The organism is Fodinicola feengrottensis (assembly GCF_039530045.1).
Taxonomy (GTDB): Bacteria; Actinomycetota; Actinomycetes; order Mycobacteriales; family HKI-0501; genus Fodinicola; species Fodinicola feengrottensis.
In genome coordinates this window covers 147,365-165,863 of record NZ_BAAANY010000038.1, presented here as the reverse complement: position 1 = coordinate 165,863, position 18,499 = coordinate 147,365, and the positions used below count along the sequence as shown (strand labels likewise).

The window sequence follows — 18,499 nt, the reverse complement described above, 5'->3', positions numbered from 1 at the left end:
CCGCCGATATCTGGCTACTTCAGGAACGAGTCGATCTCCTTCGGGGCGATCCACTTGTAGTTGCTGATGTCGGCCATCTTCTTCCAGCCCTCACCGATGGCTTTCGTGGCGGCCCCAAATGCCTCCTTGGCAGTGGATCCGCGGGCAAACGGAGCCTTGGCGTACTTCCAGGCACTCGAACCAAAACTGCTGCCGGCCGCGCTCATCAACCCGGACTGGGCACCGCTGATCATCCCGCTAAGTCCCCACCCCGCGACCTTGTCCGCGTCGACCTTCTCCCCGGTCGCCTCTGCAGCGGCGGTGTTGAGCACGGCACTGCCGATCCCGCCCGCGATCGCACCCACCGCCATCGCGCACAGCAGTGCCGCTGGCCCACAGATCGCGGTCGCCGCGACCCCGGCGAGAATGCCGGCGCCGATGTTCGCCGCCTTGTGCAGGATCTCGTTTCGATGGTTCCACGTCCATTGGGCCGCATCAGTGGCCGCTCTGGCTATCGAGCCAGCGACTTTGGTGGCCAACGCGCCGGCCTGTCTAGCGGCCGTCTTGATGAAGTCCTTCGTCGCGGACGCCACCTTTTTGGCGACTTTCGCGACCTCCTTCACCACTCTCTTGGCGATCTTGATGGCCTTCTTGACGATTTTCTTGACCGTCTTGACTACTTGTTTGACGACCTCGATCGTCTTCTGCACGAAGGTCTTGACGGCCTCGATGGCCTGGTTCACCTTGTTCTGCACCCAGTTGATCACCGGGGCGACCACCTGCACCGCCGCTTTCACCGTGTCCACCACACGGTCGACCACCACCTGCGTCACGGTGGTCACGGCCGAGACAATGCTGCTGAACCACGAGGTCCCGGACGGGTCGGTGAAGGTCACCGGGTTGTTGTTCGCGTACGCATAACCGTTGAGGCTCTGCGGGTTGGTGAAATCCGCCTGCGGGTCAACAGAAATGAAACGGCCTAATGTCGGGTCGTACTGTCTGGCCCCGAGATCGGTCAACCCGGTGGTCGGATCCGTTGTCCCGCCGACGAATCCGCGTTGCCCGGGCCAGTTCGTCGCGACCGCGCCGCGGGTGTTGCCGAACGGGTCCAGCCACCGCCTGGTGATGTTTTGGTCCTGCGTGTCGTCAATCGCGGTGAGCGAGGTGCCGTGCTGGTCCGCGCCGAGCCAGTCGAGCTTGCCGTCGGTCCGTACCGCCACCACCTGCTGACCGTGCCGGTAGTAGCGAGTGCCGCTGAGCGTGGTCCCGTCGGTCTTCAACAGAATTTCGGTGTCACCGAGGTAAAGCGTGGTCCCACTGGTGTCCCGACGCAGGAGCCGGTTGCCGTCCGCGTCGTACACGAAGTCGGTGTTCCGGCCGTCCGCGTTGGCGACCCTGGTCAGGTTGCCGTCCGCGTCCCACGTGTACTTCTCCTGCGCACCTCCGAGAACGCGTTGGATCTGGTTTCCGGTGGCGTCGTACGAATAGTTGTCGACCTTGCCGCCGGCCGGCATTCCAGTGCCGGTGGTGGTCACCTGGTTCACCCCGTGTGGCTGGGCCTGCCCAACCGCGGGATAGCTGTAGGTAGCGGTCGTCGAGCCGGTCGCCCAGGTGTTCGTTTCGGTCTTGCGGTTACCCGAAACGTCGTAAGACCACCCTTCCCAGTACGGTGCTGGGCCACCCAAGGTGCTGGCGCTCGGCGCGGCCGAACAGTCACCACTGGACGGAGTCCACGCCGAGGTCAGCCGCCGCTGGTTGTCATAGTTGAAACACTGGGTGTCGTTCGCCTGCGGGGTCTGCGACGGAGTGTCGGCGATCTTGGTGATGTTGCCACTCTGGTCGTACGAATAATGCACGTCCGAAGCCGTCGTCGACTCGGTGAGCGTGGTGGCGTGGCTGAGCCGGCGGGTGCCGGTTTCGTAGTCGTAGAGAAGGTCTACCTCTTTACCGCTGGTGGAGCCCAAAGCGATGGTGCTGACCTCCTGGTACGGCGTGTAACTGGTGTCCCGTACGTAAGTGCTGAGGTTCGATGACACCGTCGTCGGTAGATCGTTGTCATCGTAGCCATAGCTCATGGTCTCGGCCGGCAGGCCGGCCTCCGGCACCGCGGGAAGCGTTGAGGTCTTGACCTCGCCATCCGGGTTGTAGGTGGAACTCGTCGCGTACGTGCCGGCAAGTTTTCCTTCCGAGGCGGGAATGGTGACCTCGGTACCCAACGGTTTGCCCTGCGGGCTGTAGCCGGTGATCCGGGACGTGTACGCGTTTCCGTTCACCCACCGGGTAGACGAACTCGGCGATCCCATTTCCAAGGTGTCGTAAGTCCATTCGGCCAGCTTGGTGCCGCTGGTCGATCCCGCGTACTCCCCGGTTTTGCGACCAACGCTGTCATACGTGTACGCGACGGTGCTGCCGTTCGCGTCGGTGCTGCTCGTCATCTGGTCAAGATCGTTGTACGTGTATTTGGTGTCGCCCTTGTCCGGGTCCGAGTCCTCGATCTTGCGGCCCCGTACGTCGTACTTGAAACTCCACACATTCCCGGCCGGGTCGGTGACACTGGCCAGTTGTCCCGTCGGCGTGTAGGTGTAGGCGGTCTTGTCGTAACTCCCGGTCGTCGTACTTCCCTTGAACTCCCGGTATTCGGTCAACTGCCCCTTCACGTCGCTGATGCTGGTGGTTGGCGTCTCGCCCTGCTGCGGCGTCACGCTTTCCCGGTCACCGGCATACGTGTGCGTCGTCGACCATTGCGTCTTCCCCAGCGACACGAAGCTTTCCACAGTCGGTCGGCCAGCCTGGTCGTACTGCAGGGTCTTCTGAGTGGGCACCGACTTGTCGTCCGGCACCACCAACACGTCGGTCGGCGGTTCGGAGTTGTAATACGGACCGTTGTCCTTGACCTCGAGGCCGCGGTCGTCGTAATAGACATCGGTCAGGGTTTGACCGCCGCCAGGAGCCGGCTCTTTGGTCTGCCGCTTCCGCAACAGGCCGTCGGCGAGGTCGTAGGTGGTCTGCACCGAACCGTCGGTCTGCAACGTCTGGGTTGTCACCACATTCGCCGCACTGTCGCTGAGAGTGTACGAGTAGTGCATATTCGGCACCGATGGGTCATCCGCGGTGACCGCCTTGCCGGCGATGTTCTTACCTGCCTTGGCGGCTGGATCCCCGGCCGGTGTGCTGGAACCAGCGCGGCCCGGCAGCCACACGTCAGTGGTGCGACCAAGTGGGTCGTAAGTCGCCTCGGTACGCAGGCCGCCCTGGTCGGTCATCCCGGTTTCCTTGCCCCAGGCCGGTTCCAGCTCGGTGGTGGTGACCCCACCGTTCGGATCGGTGGTCACCGCCTTGGTGAGCGGCCCGGCACCAGCAGGCGTGAACGTCGTCGTCGTTTTGTTGTTGAAAGCGTCATCAACCTCGACGGACCGGCCGAGCGCGTCATATTTCGCGGTGTTTACCGTCTGGTAGGTCGGATTGCCGCTGGAATCGAAGCCGGAGAGCCGGTCGGTCCTGGTCACGTCTCCCTTGGTGGGCGGGGTGTCAGACGAGGTCGCGTTGTCGTAGAAGGTCTTGGTGTCACTGACAATCTGGCTTTGCGTCGGAGTCTTGTCACACGAAACCGAAGCCACTGTCTGTCGGGTCGGCTTCTCGGCGATCCCCAGGGTGGCGTTACTCGCGTACTCGTAGCGCGTACAGGTGTCGTCGTTCGGATTGTTGATGTCATGGAGGTCATTCGACGCGGTCAGCACGCCGTTTCCGTCGTACGTGTTGGTCGCCGCGCTCTGCCGGGTGCCGCCAGTGTCCAGGCTCTCCGTCTGGTGGTTTCCGGCCTGTTGGGTCTGAAACGCGCTCGTCGTCGCCCATGGGCGAACACGGGTCGCGGTCGGCGCGGACACCCACTGGTCGGTGATGGTCTGGTCGAGCATCGCCGTGCCGTTGAATGTCTGCTGCTCCCGCATCTGGCCGGCCAGCGGTGCCTGGTCAGGAACTTGCCCGCCAGTCGAGTCGGTAATGGAAACCGACTTGTGGGTGCCGTCCGACTTGAGATCACCGTCCATGCCACGGAAATACCGCGACTCGGTCTTGGTCTGAGTGGCCGGATTGCTGCCCTTCAGCACGATCACATCGTTGTAACCGCGCCACTGTGCCCAGGTTTTCTGGCCAATGGGGACCAACCCGTCCTCGTCGTCGTGCCGCCACGCCGCCGGACCCGGATATTGCACCTGCGTCACAATGGGCTGGGTTCCAGAGAACCGGTCGGTCTCCACCACCTGGGTGACCACGTATTTGTGGAACCAGTCCGTTCTTTCGGTGGTCTGTGTCGGCGGCGTCCACTGCATCGGATAACAGCGTCGGGTGTTCGAGTCCGGCGTTGGAAGGTCGGTCGCGGAACAGTCAGGATCGGAGTAAGTGACGGTCAGGCTGCCACCGGTGCCGTAGTTCACCGCGTGTACCCGCAGCCAGTTCATCGGCGGCAGGTTGTCATTGTTCGTACCGACCACCCTGTTCGCCATCTGCACCGAGTCGAAATTCACCTCGGGTGTCTGGATACTGCCGCCCACCAGGCCGGCATTGGTGATCGCTTCCAACCATAAACCGGCCCGAGTGCCGTCACCGGGATCACGGAAGGAATGCCGCATCGTCCAGGAATCCACGTCCCCGAACGCCGTTCCTCGCCATACCTGAGTCGTCACCTTGGACAGCATTTTGGTGGTGAAGAAGGTGGGACTGAACTTAAGGTCACAGTTGGTCGTACTCGTACACATCTGGTCGAGCGGTGTGTCCGGATAGGTGGTCGGCTGACTGTACGTGCAGGCACTGCCCGGCACGCAGCGTTCCTCGGTGGTGAACAAAACGCGCGCCACCGCCGGTTGGCTGTAGACCTGGCCGTCCTGCTGGCCGTAGTCGATCTCGGCGACGTTGCCGCCTCGTACGTACGAACTGACCGCGGTCGCGGTGTCATTGCGCCCGTAGTTGTTCGTTTCGGTGTCGTAGAAGAAACTCATCGTGTTGCCGTGCGGATCCACGACGTAGTCCAGATTCCACTTGTACGCCTGCGAGCACGACGAGTCGGCGAACGCCGGCTTGTTGCAGGGTTCACCCGCATTGTTGCCAAAGACCGGCACGGTGAACGCTGACTTCGTCTCCCTCTTCTGCGCCGCCGGAATAGCCGGATTATCGTATCCGGGTAGGTGGTTCAGGCCGAAGTAGTACTTCGTGCCGTCCTTGGTGGTGACAATCCAGTATTCGCCATCGTTGTCACCGTTCGCGGCGCCAGTGGCTCGCTGAATCTTCGTACCATCGTCGTTGGCGAGGTGCCACGACTGGTCCTTGTCGTCCTGGATCAGCTCGCCGCCCTTGCCATTCAGGGTAAAGGTCGCATTGTCCGTCTTCCAGCACAGGTCGCCGGTAGTTTTGGTGCCGTTGTTGCCACCGGTGTCCTGCGAGCAGCTCGCATAGCGGCGCTCGATCGATCCGCCCGGCGCGAGCTCGAAACCCTCGCCGACCCACGACGGCTGGTTGTTCGTGGTGGACGTACGGCCGTCCACCTCGCCCGACGAATAGTCCAGGCCGAACTGCGGCGCCGGCCCGCCAACGCTCGGCGGCACCCCCATGGGGTACGACCAGTTGAAGTCGCCGGAAGAGCCGCCCACCTGCCAGGTGGCGCTGGGGCTCAGGGCGGTCGAGGTGAAGTCACCAGAGCCACCGGAAGCGGCCGCCTGGACGGCGTAGGTCGCCGGCGTGGCGCCATCCGCGGTCGCGGCCACGTCCGCGCTCAACACACCGGCTCCGTTGTTCTGGGTGAGCAGTGTCTGCGGCACACAGCCAGCTGTCGTAGGCGCCTTCTTTCCAGCATCCACCGCGGCTTGGGCCGCTACCGCACAGTCCGGCAGCCGTACCAACCGCAGCCGGCTGGCCCAGTCGCCGCCGAAGGCATTCCGGAACTGCTGATAGCTGACCTGCAGGTGGACCTGCCCATCCTGCTTCACACCATCACTGCGGCCCACCCGCAGCCACAGGGCGTTTCCCTTGCGGCCCAACGACTCCACTCGTACCCGACTGGGGGGCGAGGCGGTCGCTGCCGAGGTGGCGGCGGTGGCGGCCTTCGCCGGTGCACTCACCCACACCGGCAAAGCGCCGGCCTGGCTCGCCGCGGTGGTCGACTGCGGAACCGCGTTCGCGGACTTGGCCGCTGGCTGAACAGCCGGAGCAACCGTCGCGTCGGCGGTGGCCGGCGCTGGCCAGCTCACCGTGGGCGCCTTTTTCACGTCCAGCGTGGCGCCAGCGTCCACAGGCTGTGGCTTGACGCTTGTTTTGGTGATCGGAACAGACTTCTCGTGCTGCGGTTTTGCCACCTGATCTCGCGAACTGCCGAGAAGGCCGGCCACCGCCGCATCCGGTGCGGGCAGGATCAGGGCCGCGGCTGTGAGCGCGGCGACGCTCGCCTGAACCAAACGGTAAAACCGTCGATGGGTTGTCTTGGGAAATGCGGGCATGGCGGTCCTCCTACCGGCCGACAAGGCACGGTCGTGAGGGTCGCATTCGGATCGGCCAGGTTCCATTACTTCGATAATCATCGGAGCTTTAGCGCTTAACACCGATCAGCGGCACAGTGGTCAGCGAACTGTCCACTGGGAAGAACACCCAGCGAGACAAGTAAAAAACGGCTGAAGTGAGGCGCCCGTATGGCCAAGTATAGCTGGCGTTTAATGACCGGAGTTTTGGCAATCGTACTCGCCATTCCGGCTACCGGATCACCAACCGCCACTTATTCATCGGTGGGCGCTCATTCCACCGGCAGCTCGACACACAGCACGGCGAGCGCCCCATTGGCTCCGTCGCACGCTTCGCCGGAGGCGACGGCGATGACAGCCGCGCGAACAACCGGCAAACGCGTGGAGATGACCACGCTGCGTACCGAAACAGGCGAGGTGTTCGCCAATCCGGACGGCACGAAGACGCTCGAACAACACGCCGTACCGGTACGGGTACGACGCGGCAGCAGTTGGGTGGCGCCCGACACCACGCTGCATAAACTGCCAGACGGAACGATCCGGCCAGCGGCCACCGTCACACCGATTGTCCTTACCGGAGGCGGAAGCACCTCCCTGCTGACCCTCGGCAATCCAAACGCGCACATCCAGCTGGGATGGTCGGGCCGCCTTCCCACACCCGTACTGGCCGGCGACACCGCCACCTATCCGAACGTCCTGCCCGGTGTGGATCTCCAGGTGCAGGTTTACGCCGACGGCGGCTTCTCGCACCTGTTGGTCGTACGAAATCGGGCCGCCGCGGTAAATCCGGCATTAACCTCGCTTAGCTATCCGATGACCGCGACCGGGCTTTCCCTGACCAGAAAACCAGACGGAACGACGATTGCGGCCGACAGTTCCGGCAAGGTCGTGTTCAGCTCAGCCACACCGAACATGTGGGACACGCCACCGGCTCCCACCACTGCCGACCAGAAAGCTGCCGCGGCGGCACTCGGCGGGCTGCCGGCCCCTCGGCACGCACCGGTCGCGCTCACTTTAAGTGGCGGCGGTTTGGTCAAGCAGGCAGTCAAAGCCGGCACGGCCCCTTCGCGAAACTACGCATTCCAAGTGTCACCGGACAAAACCATGCTGACCAATCCTGCGGCCCACTTTCCGCTCTATATCGACCCATCACTCAGCGGTGGAATGATCCGCTGGCTGCACGTGAGCAATGGGATGGGGAACCAGTCGGGCTGGAACTACGATCGCAGCGACGGTGGCGCGAAGGTTGGCTATGCATGGGGCTGCTCCAGCTACATCTATCGGTCGATGTTCCAGTTCTCCACCGTGAACGGCGCCCAGACCATTGCCGGCAGCCAGATCACCGACGCGAAGATGTTTGTCAACCTCACCTGGAGTCCGACCAGCGGCGCCACCCCGGTCGACCTCTTCCAGCTGCCGGACCTGGATCCCAATGCCGCACTCGACTGGGACAACACCGGCGGCTATTGGGGTTCCTATCTCGACGAGCGGTCCGCGGCCGCGCACAACACCACGACTCCGATGTCATTCCTTGGCGACAACCTGAAAAACAGCGTACAAGCGGTGGCGAACAGCCGAGCCACCTCGATCTCGCTGGGGCTGAAGGCGCCAAATGAGAGCGGCTGCAACAGTGCCAGCGAATCCCAGTGGAAGAAATTCGACCCAGCCTCCGCGGTCATGTCCATCACGTACAACAATCCGCCGCGAGTCCCGCGCGGACTGAATCTCGTACGGCCGATGCCCTGCGGAACCGCGACAGCACCGACCGCGATTGACACCGCCTCCCCGCAGTTCGCCGCCACCGGAGACGATCCCGACGCCGGCGACTCCATTACCACTACGCTGCAGATTCTCAATTCATCAGGAGCCGTTGTCTACCAGGACCACGTGGGTCCGACAGTCAGCGGTGCGTCATTTTCGTGGGCACCGGTGCCCGCCGCGACCCTCGGCGAAAACACGGTTTATCACTATCACGCCTTTACCACCGACGCCGTGGTCCAAGGACCCTCCACTGACGACTGCTATTTTCTCGTCGACTCGGTGAGTCCGAACGTTCCGCAGATCCAATCGACCGACTATCCGAATGGCTCGGCGGTCATTCCGGCCCGTACGGTCGGCAAGGTGACCTTCAGTCCGGCCACTGGCGACACCGATGTCGCCGCGTACAACTACGGTTTCTCACGTGACAAGGTGAACGAGCGCGTCAACGCCGCCACCGACGGCACCGCGACCGTGCCGATCACCGTCACCCCGCCAACCACTGGCCTGCCGACGGCCCGGCTTTACGTGCAGGCCGTCGACAGGGCCGGCAACGTCAGCGACGTCAGCGACGGCTGGCTGTTGGTGGCACTGCGCAACAGCACGGTAAAACACGTACGCGGCGACACCAACGGTGACGGGAAAGCGGACGTGACCGCGGTTTTCGACCAAGGCTTCGGAAGTACGTCCGTGTGGAACGTCACGTCTGGAGGCAGCGGCTTCGTCAACGGCGTGATGGGCTGGCACAGCAACGAAGGCGGCGGCTTCGCGCTCTATCGCACTCGTACGGTCCAGGGTGACTTCGATGGCGACGGCAAAACGGACATGGCGATCTTCCGGGAGGGCTCCGGCCGGCAGATCTGGCTCTATTTGCTGATGTCCGACGGCCTCGGCTACAACGCGATGCCATACTCGTGGACCAGCGGACCGAACGGCTTCCCACTGAGCACCGCCCGGATCGTCAGCGGTGACGTGGACGGCGACGGCAAGACCGACCTGGTGGTCCAGAACGCCAACGCCGACGGCACCTGGCAGGCGCTGGTTTTCCTGGCCTCCAACAATTTCTCCGCACCGGCCAACTGGGGCATGTCCGCGGCCGGCACCACCTGGGCGCAGAGCAGCCCGCTGATCGGCGACATGAACGGCGACGGCAAAGCCGACCTGATGAGTATGCGCAGCCTCGGTAACTGCCAGACCGAGGTCGACCTCTACACTTCCACCGGCACCTCCTTTTCCGCCGCCAGCAAGGTCTACGACTCCGGCGCGAACGGATTCTGCTGGGAGAAGGCCAAACCAGTGGTGGCCGATGTCAACGGCGACGGCAAGGACGACATTGTCGCGCTCTACGAATACGCGGCAACCGACTACGGCTTGACCGTCTTCCAGTCCTCCGGTACCAGCCTGACGAGTTCCTCCTGGCTGCGCCGCAGCGGTGCGACGGACCTGTCCCAGGCCATCTTCACCGCCGGTGACTATGACGGAGACGGCAAAGCCGACGCGGCGATCGTCCTTGGCGGCGGCGCGGCCGGACACCAACAGGTTTACAGCTTCCATTCCACCGGAACATCGTTCGCTGATTCCACCCTCGGGTGGGATGGTGAGGTAGATGCTTCGGCCGGGCCGAAGTTCGACCTGGAACACCGAGAATACGAGCTGGTCAACCGTAACAGCGGCAAGTGCCTGAATGTTTCGCACGTGAGCCTGGACAATGGCGCACCTTTTATCCAATACACCTGCCTGCCGGTCGACCTGAACGCCCGGTTCCGGCTCGATTCCATCGGCGGCACAGACCAATACAGCATCATGCCGATGCACAGCCAAAACAAGTGCGCGGATGTGGTCAACGGCAGCCAGGACGACAACGTCCAGGTCCAGCAGTATGACTGCGGCGCCGGCAATGGTGAGCCGTTCGCCTGGCAGCAGGTGAAAATCGAGTACGTCGAAGGGGCCAGCTCCGACACGGTCGTACAACTACGGTTCGCGCACAGTGGAAAGTGCGCCACTGTCGCCAATGCCGGCCTCGACGACTACGATCTGGTGCAGCAGGACACCTGCGGTCAGGCTTCGAACCAGCAGTGGATTCTGCGCCCGACGTACAACGCCACCCAACTCGGCGAGAACGGCACCGCCCGCTACCGGATCGAGACCGACACCAATCACAACATGGTGCTGGACGTGACAAACTGCCAGCAACAAGATGGCGGCGACGTACGAATGTGGGACTGGGTGCCGGGAAGTCCGTGCCAGGGCTGGGAACTACAGAGCCTCGGCGACGACGTTTACCGAATTATCGACCCGGACGCCAACAAACCACTGGATATCACCGGCTGCTCGAAACTGCCACATGGCGAAGTCGCCATCTGGACGGAGAATGACGCGGACGACTGTCAACTCTGGCGGATCGAGCCCAGCGGCACCACCGGCAGCTACAACGTGTCCTCACTCGGCACCGGCCTTTCGATGGACGTCGCCGGCTGCGACGCCAACCCCGGCGCCGACGTGATCACCTGGACGTACTGGGGCGGCCCCTGCCAGCGCTGGTATTTCAAGAAGCTCTAAACCCACCGCGAAGGTGACGTTGCAGGGATGGAATGCCCATTTTTCCACCCCACAACGTCACCTTCGCGTGGATCCTGCTGAACGTACGGCATCAGCCGCCGTTGATCATCCGGCCGAGGCCGGCGCTGTCGCCATTGAAGACATCCAGGTCGGTGTTGCCAGATGTGCCGGGAACGCTGCCGGTCGAGGTCCACTGCCAGAACGTGTAGACGCCGAAGCCGCTGGGCATTGTGGGGCTGGAACCGCCCCAACTGGCCGCCCAGAGCGGATTGGTGGCGGCGAAGGCGTTGCTGCCGCCGGTGCACGGGTCCCACCAGCCCTTACTTGTATAGATCACCGCGTCCCGGGTGGTCACCGCCTTGTATTCGGTGGTGAAATCCCGAATCCACTGCACCATCTGAGCCTGGCTCTTGCCATAGCACGTGGCATGGCCACTGCGGGATTCCAAGTCGACCGCGCCCGGCAAGGTCAGCCCATCTCGCGACCATCTTCCACCGTGCGCAAGGAAATAGTCAGCCTGTGCAGTGCCTGTGGAGGCGTCCGGGATGGCGAAATGGTACGCGCCGCGAGGGACTCCAGCGTTGTACGCGCCGACGTAGTTCGCGCCGAAAGTCCCGTCGATGAAGTTAAGGTTCTCGGTGGCTTTGACATACGCGAACTGTTGCCCGCTGGCTTTCACCGAGCTCCAGTTCACTGGCGGATTGTTGTTGGACACGTCCAATCCCGGCGGCCCGCCCAGCGCGGCGGCGGCCGGCTGGGCCGGGATCGCCATGATCAGCCCGGCGGCGGCCACCACGAGCCAGCGCAGGACGGTTTTGCCTCGACGGTACGCAGGCGCGACTGCAGTGGACATTCGCATCCCCATTCCTCAGGTTAGGCGGTGTGCCCTTGACGTACTCCTGAATCACAGGGAAAACAAATGACATCTGTCAGAAAGCGCTGATTTGACACGCGTGCGAGCGAATCCGGCGGTGCCGCAGCCGGGCCACCGGCCGCGGCGGGCGCGACGAGCGGCGGTGCCGGCCAGCGGCCTGCTCGGCGGCGAGCAGCCTCTCCGCGGCGCCGGCCACCGCGGCCGCGGACGTCGGCCGATGCCGGGGATCCTTGCGTAGCAAGGAAGTCACCAACCGGCGCAGCGGTGCCGGTACGGTCAGCGGCAGCATCGGCGGATCCTCCTCGACGTGCGCCTTCACGGTGCTGGTCTGGGTGTCGCGTACGAACGGTGGCTCACCCGTCAGGCACGCGTACGCCACGGCGCCGAGCGAGTAGAGGTCGGACGCGGGCGTGGTCTGCTCGCCACGGGCCTGTTCCGGGCTGAGATAGGTGGCGGTGCCGGTGATCTGGCCGGGTCCGCTGACTGGCGACTCGTCGACTGCCTGCGCGATGCCGAAATCGGCGATCTTCACGGCGACTTCGGCGGCGATCAACAGATTGGACGGCTTGATGTCGCGATGCACGACCCCGGCATCGTGGATGGCCTGCAGCGCCTCCGCGACCTGACAGACGATGCCGAGCGTACGGCTGCCGCCCACCGGCCCCTGCACCCCAAGCTCGCCGGCCAGCGTCGGCCCGTCGACCAGCTCCATCGCGAGGTACGGCACCTCGTCGCCCTCGCTGTAGTCGTACACCTGCACGACGCCGGGATGGTGAACACGCGCTGCCGCCCGCGCCTCCCGGCGGAACCAGTCCAGGCACTGCTCGTCGGCCGAACAGGCCTCATGCAGCAGTTTCACCGCCACCTGCCGGCCGAGCCGGCTGTCCACCGACTGCCACACCTCGGCCATCCCGCCGCTGCCGACACGCCGGGCGAGCCGATAGCGACCCGCCACCAGGTCCCCCTTCGCGGCTCTCGTTGCCGGCACGCGCCACCCCTTTCAGCGAAGCCTCGCCTTCGCTCTGGGGGTTCCCGCCAACCGGCCGGGTCAAACCTCACAGCTCGAATCTGCCGCTATCGCTGATCGGTCGATCGATCGTCGTCCCGCCGAACCGCCCGGTGGTTCACGCGGACGCGAGCAAGCCGAGGATGCCGTCCACAGCAACGGTGAATGGCTCGGCCGAGCCGGCCGCGCGGGCCAGCACATAGCCGCCCTGCAGGACCGCGACGACCGCGGTGGCGGTCGCGGCGGGATCGAGCGTCGCGGCTATCTCGCCCTGGTCACGCCCCTGCGCCAGCACCTCGGCGAGGCGCCCGCGCAGCCACCGCAACGTCTCGTCGACCGGCTGGCGCAGGGAGTCGTCGGCGATGATCTCCGGGTCCTGGGTGAGGCCGCCGATCGCACAGCCCTTGAGCACGTCCCGCTCGCGGCGGAGATAGCCGGTGATCCGCTCCATCGCCGTCCCGGGCCTGGAAAGCTGAGCGTCGATCTGCGCGCGCATCTGCGCCGCGGTACGGCTGATCGCGGCGCGAGCCAGGTCCGGCTTGCCGTCGAAATGGTGATACATGCTGCCCTGGCCGACACCAGAACGCTGCTGGATCGCTTTCGGGCTGGTGCCGACATATCCGCGCTCCCACAGCAGTTCGCGGGTGCTTTCGATCAGGCGCTCGGACGTACTCATGACGGCCACTATACCTACCAGTAGGTACAGGCGTCACCTCAGCGCAGCAGCGGAAGCAGAAAAGTGGTCGCGAAGGCGCGGAGATCCTCTTCGGTATCCAGCGGGATGTGGCCGCGGGGCGCGAAAAGAACAGACAGGCCGAGCCGAACCATCACCTCGGCGGTCGCCTCCGGGTCGGCCAGGCCCAGCGGCTCCGGGGTGTCCATCAGCTGCGCGACCAGCAACAATCGGATCGCCGCGAGAGCGCCCTCGGAATCCACCGTCAAATAAGGAAGAGTCGTCTCCGGCTCGGAGGCCAGCAGCTTGGTCAGCAGGGAGTCGTCCCTGGCCAGCCGTACGCCGGCCACGAAACCCTCCACTACCCGTTCCTGGACCGTCGGCAAACTGGCCACTCGCCGGGTGACGTGCTCCATCATCCGGCTCACCTCGCGTACGGCCACTACCCGTACCAACTCCGGTTTGTTCGCGAAGCGCCGATAGATGGTGGCGCGGGCCAGACCGGCCCGCCGGGCCACGTTCTCCACACTGGTGCGTTTCAGGCCGTAGTCACGCAGCTCCGCGAGCGCCGCGTCCAGGATCCGGGCGGTCAGCTCGTCGTCGGCGGGTGCGTCGTACGAGTTCATGGGGGTCCGAGCATATCGGATCGACCAGCCTCTTGATACAGAGAGACAAAGTTTGATATCTGTATACGAGAGGAAGGTGGCGACGATGACGGCGACAGCTGTTCCTTCGACCCGGCCGCAGCCGGACCTGATGACGCTCGCGTTCTGGGTTCGGCCGCAAGCGGAGCGGCTGGCGGCTTTCGCGCGACTACGCGCCGAGCCCGAACCGGCCTTTTTCGACATCCCCAAAGTGCCCTTGTTCCCTTCTGGCACTGGGGCGTACGCGCTGGTCACGCACGCCGACGTGACCGAGGCCAGCCACCGTCCGAAGCTGTTCAGCAACGAGCCGACGGCCAACGCGATGGTCGATATGCCGCGCTGGCTCGCGCCGTACTTCGGCTCGATGATCAACATGGACGACCCGCGGCACGCGCAAATCCGCCGGGTGGTGGCGCAGGCGTTCACCCCGCGCACGCTGGAGAACATCGAACCGGACCTGCAACGGCGGGCGACCCGGATCGTCGACGACCTGATCGCCACCGGACCGCGTGACTTCGTCGAGCAGGTCGCCGCCCGGCTGCCGGTCGAGGTGATCTGCGACCTGCTCGGCATCCCGGAGCGCTACCACCGGCGGATTGTCAGCCGTACGAACGTGATCCTGGGCAACACCGATCCGGAGTACATCGGCCTGTCCCGAGACCGGCTGCTGGCCGGCACTGTCGGGCGCACCGAGATGATGTTCGCCTCAGCGCGGCTGATCCGGGCCGGGCGGGATCTTTTCGGGCTGGTGCGCAGGCTCGGCCAGGAGCGTCGACGACAGCCCACCAATGACGTGATTTCCCGGCTGGTGAACGCGAACGTCGACGGCGAGTCGCTGACCCCGCAGGAACTGGGATCGTTCTTCATCCTGTTGGTGGTCGCTGGCAACGAAACGACGCGGACCGCGCTCGCGCACGCCCTGCATCTGTTCACCATCCACCAGGATCAACGCGACCTGCTGCTGTCCAACTTCGACGGCCACATCGCCGGCGCGGTCGAGGAAATCCTGCGGTATGCCACGCCGGTCATCCAGTTCCGTCGTACGGTCACGCAGGACTGCGACCTGAACGGCACGCAATTCCACGCCGGCGACAAGGTCGTCCTGTTCTACAACTCGGCTAACCGGGACGAAAGAGTATTCGAGGATCCAGACCGCTTCGACATCACCCGCTCCCCCAACCGGCACCTGAGTTTCGGTGGCCCCGGCCCGCATTACTGCCTGGGCGCGCACCTGGCTCGCCGGGAAATCACCGTGCTGCTGCGAGAGGTTTTCACCCGGCTGCCGGATATTCGTACGGTCGGCGAGCCCGAGGCGCTGCTGTCGAACTTCATCAACGGCATAAAGCGGATGCCCTTCGATTTCACCAACCCGACTGGCGAGACGGCACCACTGGGCCCGGATTCGTTGACCTGGCGGTATTTCGGCGACACCCGGATGCTGCTGGTCGGGCCCCGAGCCGGCGTGCTGCAGAACATGCTGCCCGCACTGGGCCAGGGCGTGCTGGATCATTCAGTCTTCTTCTCCGAGACCCTCGCTCGCCTGCGCCGCTCGGTCGGCCCGATCCTGAACACCGTCTACGGCGGTTCCCGGGCTCGCCAGACCGGGCACCAAGTGCGCGACTTTCACCTGAAGATCAAGGGCGAAATGCCGGACGGCACGCGATATCACGCGCTCGACCCAGAAACGTACTACTGGGCGCACGCCACGTTTCTGGACAACATGATCTACGGGATCGAGACCTTCGTTCGCCCCCTTTCGTTGACGGAGAAGGAGGAGATCTATCGGGAGTCCAAGGTCTGGTTTCGGATGTACGGGGTGAGCGATCGCACAATGCCGGCTGACTGGACGGCTTTCCAGGCGTACTGGCAGAAGATGCTGGACGACGGGATCGTGGCGCACAAAACGGCCCGCTACGGTGTCGGCTACGTGACCAAAGGGCTGCCGGCGCCACCGAAAATGCCGGGCTGGCTGTGGCGTACGGTCCGGCCGCCGGCCAATGCGGTGGCCGCGTTCCTCACCACCGGCGGGATGCCACCCTCCACCCGCGAACAACTCAAGCTGCCCTGGACAGCCGCCGACGAGCGGCGCTATCGACGCTTCGGGGCGCTGGTCCGGCGGACCGATCCGGTCTGGCGGTTGCTGCCCGAGGCCGTACGCTATCTCCCGCAGGCGCGAAAGGCTTTCGCCCGCGACGGCCATCCCAGGAGGTCCTGATGCTGACCAAAGAAACGTCGTCGTCCATCGCCGATCGGGTCGGCGAGTTGCGAACGACGTTCCGCAGTGGTCGTACGAGACACCCTGCCTGGCGACTCGCGCAGCTCACCGCGCTGGAGCGGATGCTCACCGAGCGGGAAAGCGATTTCGCGCAGGCGCTGGAGAAAGACCTGGGCCGGTCGGCGGCCGAGTCCTGGCTGGTCGACCTGGCGCCGACCACGGCCGAGTCGGCGTTCGCCCGCGGGAACCTGCGAAAGTGGATGCGCGACCAACGGGTGGGGCTGCCACTTGGCGCACTTCCGGGCCGTGCCTGGTATGCGTACGAGCCACTGGGGACGGTCCTGATCATCGGGCCGTGGAACTATCCGGTGCACCTCACGCTCGCGCCGCTGGTCGGTGCGCTCGCGGCCGGCAACACCGTGATCCTCAAGCCGTCCGAGCACGCCCCACACGTCAGCACGGCTTTGGCCCGGCTGGTCCCGGAATATCTCGACCCGACCGCCGTCACCGTGGTGGAAGGAGCCGTCGCCGAGACACAGGAACTGATCGATCAGGCTCTGGACCACGTCTTCTTCACCGGTGGACCGGAAATCGGCAAGGCCGTGATGGCCGCGGCCGCTCCACACCTCACTCCGGTGACGCTGGAGCTGGGCGGCAAGAGCCCGGTGATTGTGACCGCGGACGCCAACATCGCGGTCGCGGCCAAGCGGATCGCGTGGGCGAAGCTGATGAATTCCGGCCAGACCTGCATCGCACCGGACTACCTGCTGGTCGAAGAACCCGTACGAGACCAACTGGTCGACAAGATCGCCGCCGCGATCACGGCTTTCCGTACGGATGATGGCAAAGGCGTGCCGCTGGCCACCGACCGGCAGGCGACCAGGCTGAAACGTCTCCTGGACAGTTCTGGCGGCCGTACGGTCACCGGCGGCACCCTGGACTCCTCGACTCGCCGGTGTGAGCCGACGATCATCGTCGATCCGGACCATGATTCCGCGGTGATGACCGAGGAGATCTTCGGGCCGATCCTGCCGGTTCTCACCGTCGACTCGCTCGACACCGCCATTGATTTCGTACGTCAGCGACCTAAACCGCTGGCCGCGTACCTCTTCTCGTCTTCCAAACAGGCGCAGCGGCGAGTGCTCGCCGAGGTGAGCAACGGCGGGACGGTCATCAACCACCTGATGTTCCACGTGCTGGTCAGCCAGTTGCCGTTCGGTGGGGTAGGCGTCAGCGGCATGGGCAGCTACCACGGCAAATGGGGATTCGAGACGTTCAGCCACCGCAAATCGGTGCTACGCAAGCCCATCTGGCCCGACCTCGCCGTTCTTTATCCGCCGTACACGGAAAGCAAGCTGCGGATGCTGCGGAGGTTCATGTGATCACCGGAAAGACCGTCGCGATCACCGGCGGCGCTCGCGGTATCGGCCTCGCCACCGCACGGACGTTGCTGGCCGCTGGCGCGCGGGTGGCGATCGGCGACCTGGACGGCGAGCTGGCCGGCAAGGTCGCCGCCGAGCTGGGCTGCGTCGGCATGCAGCTCGACGTCACCGATCGGTCGTCTTTCGCTCACTTCTTGGACGAAACCGAAAACCAACTGGGACCGTTGGACGTACTTGTCAACAACGCTGGCATCATGCCGTTGGGATCCTTCGCCGAGGAAAGCGACGACCTCACCCGGCGGATTGTCGACGTGAATCTGCACGGGGTTTTGCTGGGCAGCAAACTCGCGATCGCCCGGATGCTTCCCCGCCGCAGCGGCCACATCATCAACGTGTCTTCTGGCGTGGGTCGCGTCGCGCTTCCCGGCGCCGCCACCTACAGCGCGACCAAATACGCGGTGATTGGCCTGACCGAGGCGACCCGCGCCGAACTGGCCGACACCGGCATCGATGTTTCCTGTGTTATCCCGATGATTGTCAACACCGAACTCGGCGCCGGCCTGGTTCGGGTCCGCGGCGCTCGTACGGTCCAGGCCGCCGACGTGGCTGCGGCCATCGCGAAGACGATCGAAAAACCGCGCTTCGACCGGTGGATTCCCCGCTCGGGCCGCTTTCTCTACTTGTCCGCGACCCTGCTTCCGCGCCGCTGGGCCGAAGCGTTGGGACGGGCCACCGGCGCCGCGCGGGTGTTGGCCACCCCGGACCAGGCCGCCCGTGGCGCGTACGAGAAACGTGTCCGCCAGCTCTGAGCTAGCCGGAATACCACTGGAAAAATGCGTACGCGACGAAACCGGCGCCGAGAGTGCTGAGGTTGACGGCGAAAACCCGCAGGACACGACTGACCAA

General features: G+C 64.6%; 9 protein-coding genes. 4 read left to right on the top strand and 5 right to left on the bottom strand.

The genetic code is table 11. The features are described 5' to 3' along the window. Positions 1–14 precede the first annotated feature (14 nt). Positions 15–6,422, bottom strand: coding sequence for an RHS repeat domain-containing protein (locus ABD301_RS36360; RefSeq protein WP_344314696.1), 6,408 nt, complete (start codon positions 6,420–6,422; stop codon positions 15–17). A gap of 411 nt (positions 6,423–6,833) precedes the next feature. On the opposite strand from ABD301_RS36360, the gene ABD301_RS36355 reads away from it, so the two are divergent. Then, positions 6,834–10,799, top strand: a complete 3,966-nt coding sequence (locus ABD301_RS36355; RefSeq protein ID WP_344314695.1) for an RICIN domain-containing protein — start codon at positions 6,834–6,836, stop codon at positions 10,797–10,799. A 91-nt stretch (positions 10,800–10,890) separates the two neighbouring features. Here ABD301_RS36355 and ABD301_RS36350 read toward each other — a convergent pair whose 3' ends face one another. The 4 genes from ABD301_RS36350 to ABD301_RS36335 form a co-directional block, all read right to left on the bottom strand. Continuing rightward, positions 10,891–11,652 (bottom strand): GH25 family lysozyme, encoded by a 762-nt coding sequence (locus ABD301_RS36350; RefSeq protein WP_344314694.1) that lies wholly within the window; start codon positions 11,650–11,652, stop codon positions 10,891–10,893. Between the two features lie 76 nt (positions 11,653–11,728). Beyond that, on the bottom strand, positions 11,729–12,661 hold the full coding sequence (locus ABD301_RS36345) for a serine/threonine-protein kinase (RefSeq protein ID WP_344314693.1): 933 nt from the start codon (positions 12,659–12,661) through the stop codon (positions 11,729–11,731). A 136-nt stretch (positions 12,662–12,797) separates the two neighbouring features. Then, positions 12,798–13,355 carry a TetR/AcrR family transcriptional regulator gene (locus ABD301_RS36340; RefSeq protein WP_344314692.1) on the bottom strand — a complete coding sequence of 186 codons (558 nt, stop codon included), beginning with the start codon at positions 13,353–13,355 and terminating at the stop codon, positions 12,798–12,800. Between the two features lie 38 nt (positions 13,356–13,393). Beyond that, a complete protein-coding gene (locus ABD301_RS36335; protein ID WP_344314691.1) occupies positions 13,394–13,978 on the bottom strand; it encodes a TetR/AcrR family transcriptional regulator in 585 nt (194 codons plus the stop codon). Between the two features lie 85 nt (positions 13,979–14,063). On the opposite strand from ABD301_RS36335, the gene ABD301_RS36330 reads away from it, so the two are divergent. From ABD301_RS36330 to ABD301_RS36320, 3 genes are read left to right on the top strand one after another with little or no spacing between them, the layout of a single operon-like run. Then, on the top strand, positions 14,064–16,211 hold the full coding sequence (locus ABD301_RS36330) for a cytochrome P450 (protein WP_344314690.1): 2,148 nt from the start codon (positions 14,064–14,066) through the stop codon (positions 16,209–16,211). Beyond that, on the top strand, positions 16,211–17,593 hold the full coding sequence (locus ABD301_RS36325; protein WP_279580638.1) for an aldehyde dehydrogenase family protein: 1,383 nt from the start codon (positions 16,211–16,213) through the stop codon (positions 17,591–17,593). The genes ABD301_RS36330 and ABD301_RS36325 overlap by 1 nt, the downstream gene beginning before the upstream one ends. After that, positions 17,590–18,402 (top strand): SDR family oxidoreductase, encoded by an 813-nt coding sequence (locus tag ABD301_RS36320; protein ID WP_344314689.1) that lies wholly within the window; start codon positions 17,590–17,592, stop codon positions 18,400–18,402. Before ABD301_RS36325 ends, ABD301_RS36320 begins: the two co-directional genes overlap by 4 nt. Positions 18,403–18,499: the final 97 nt, after the last annotated feature.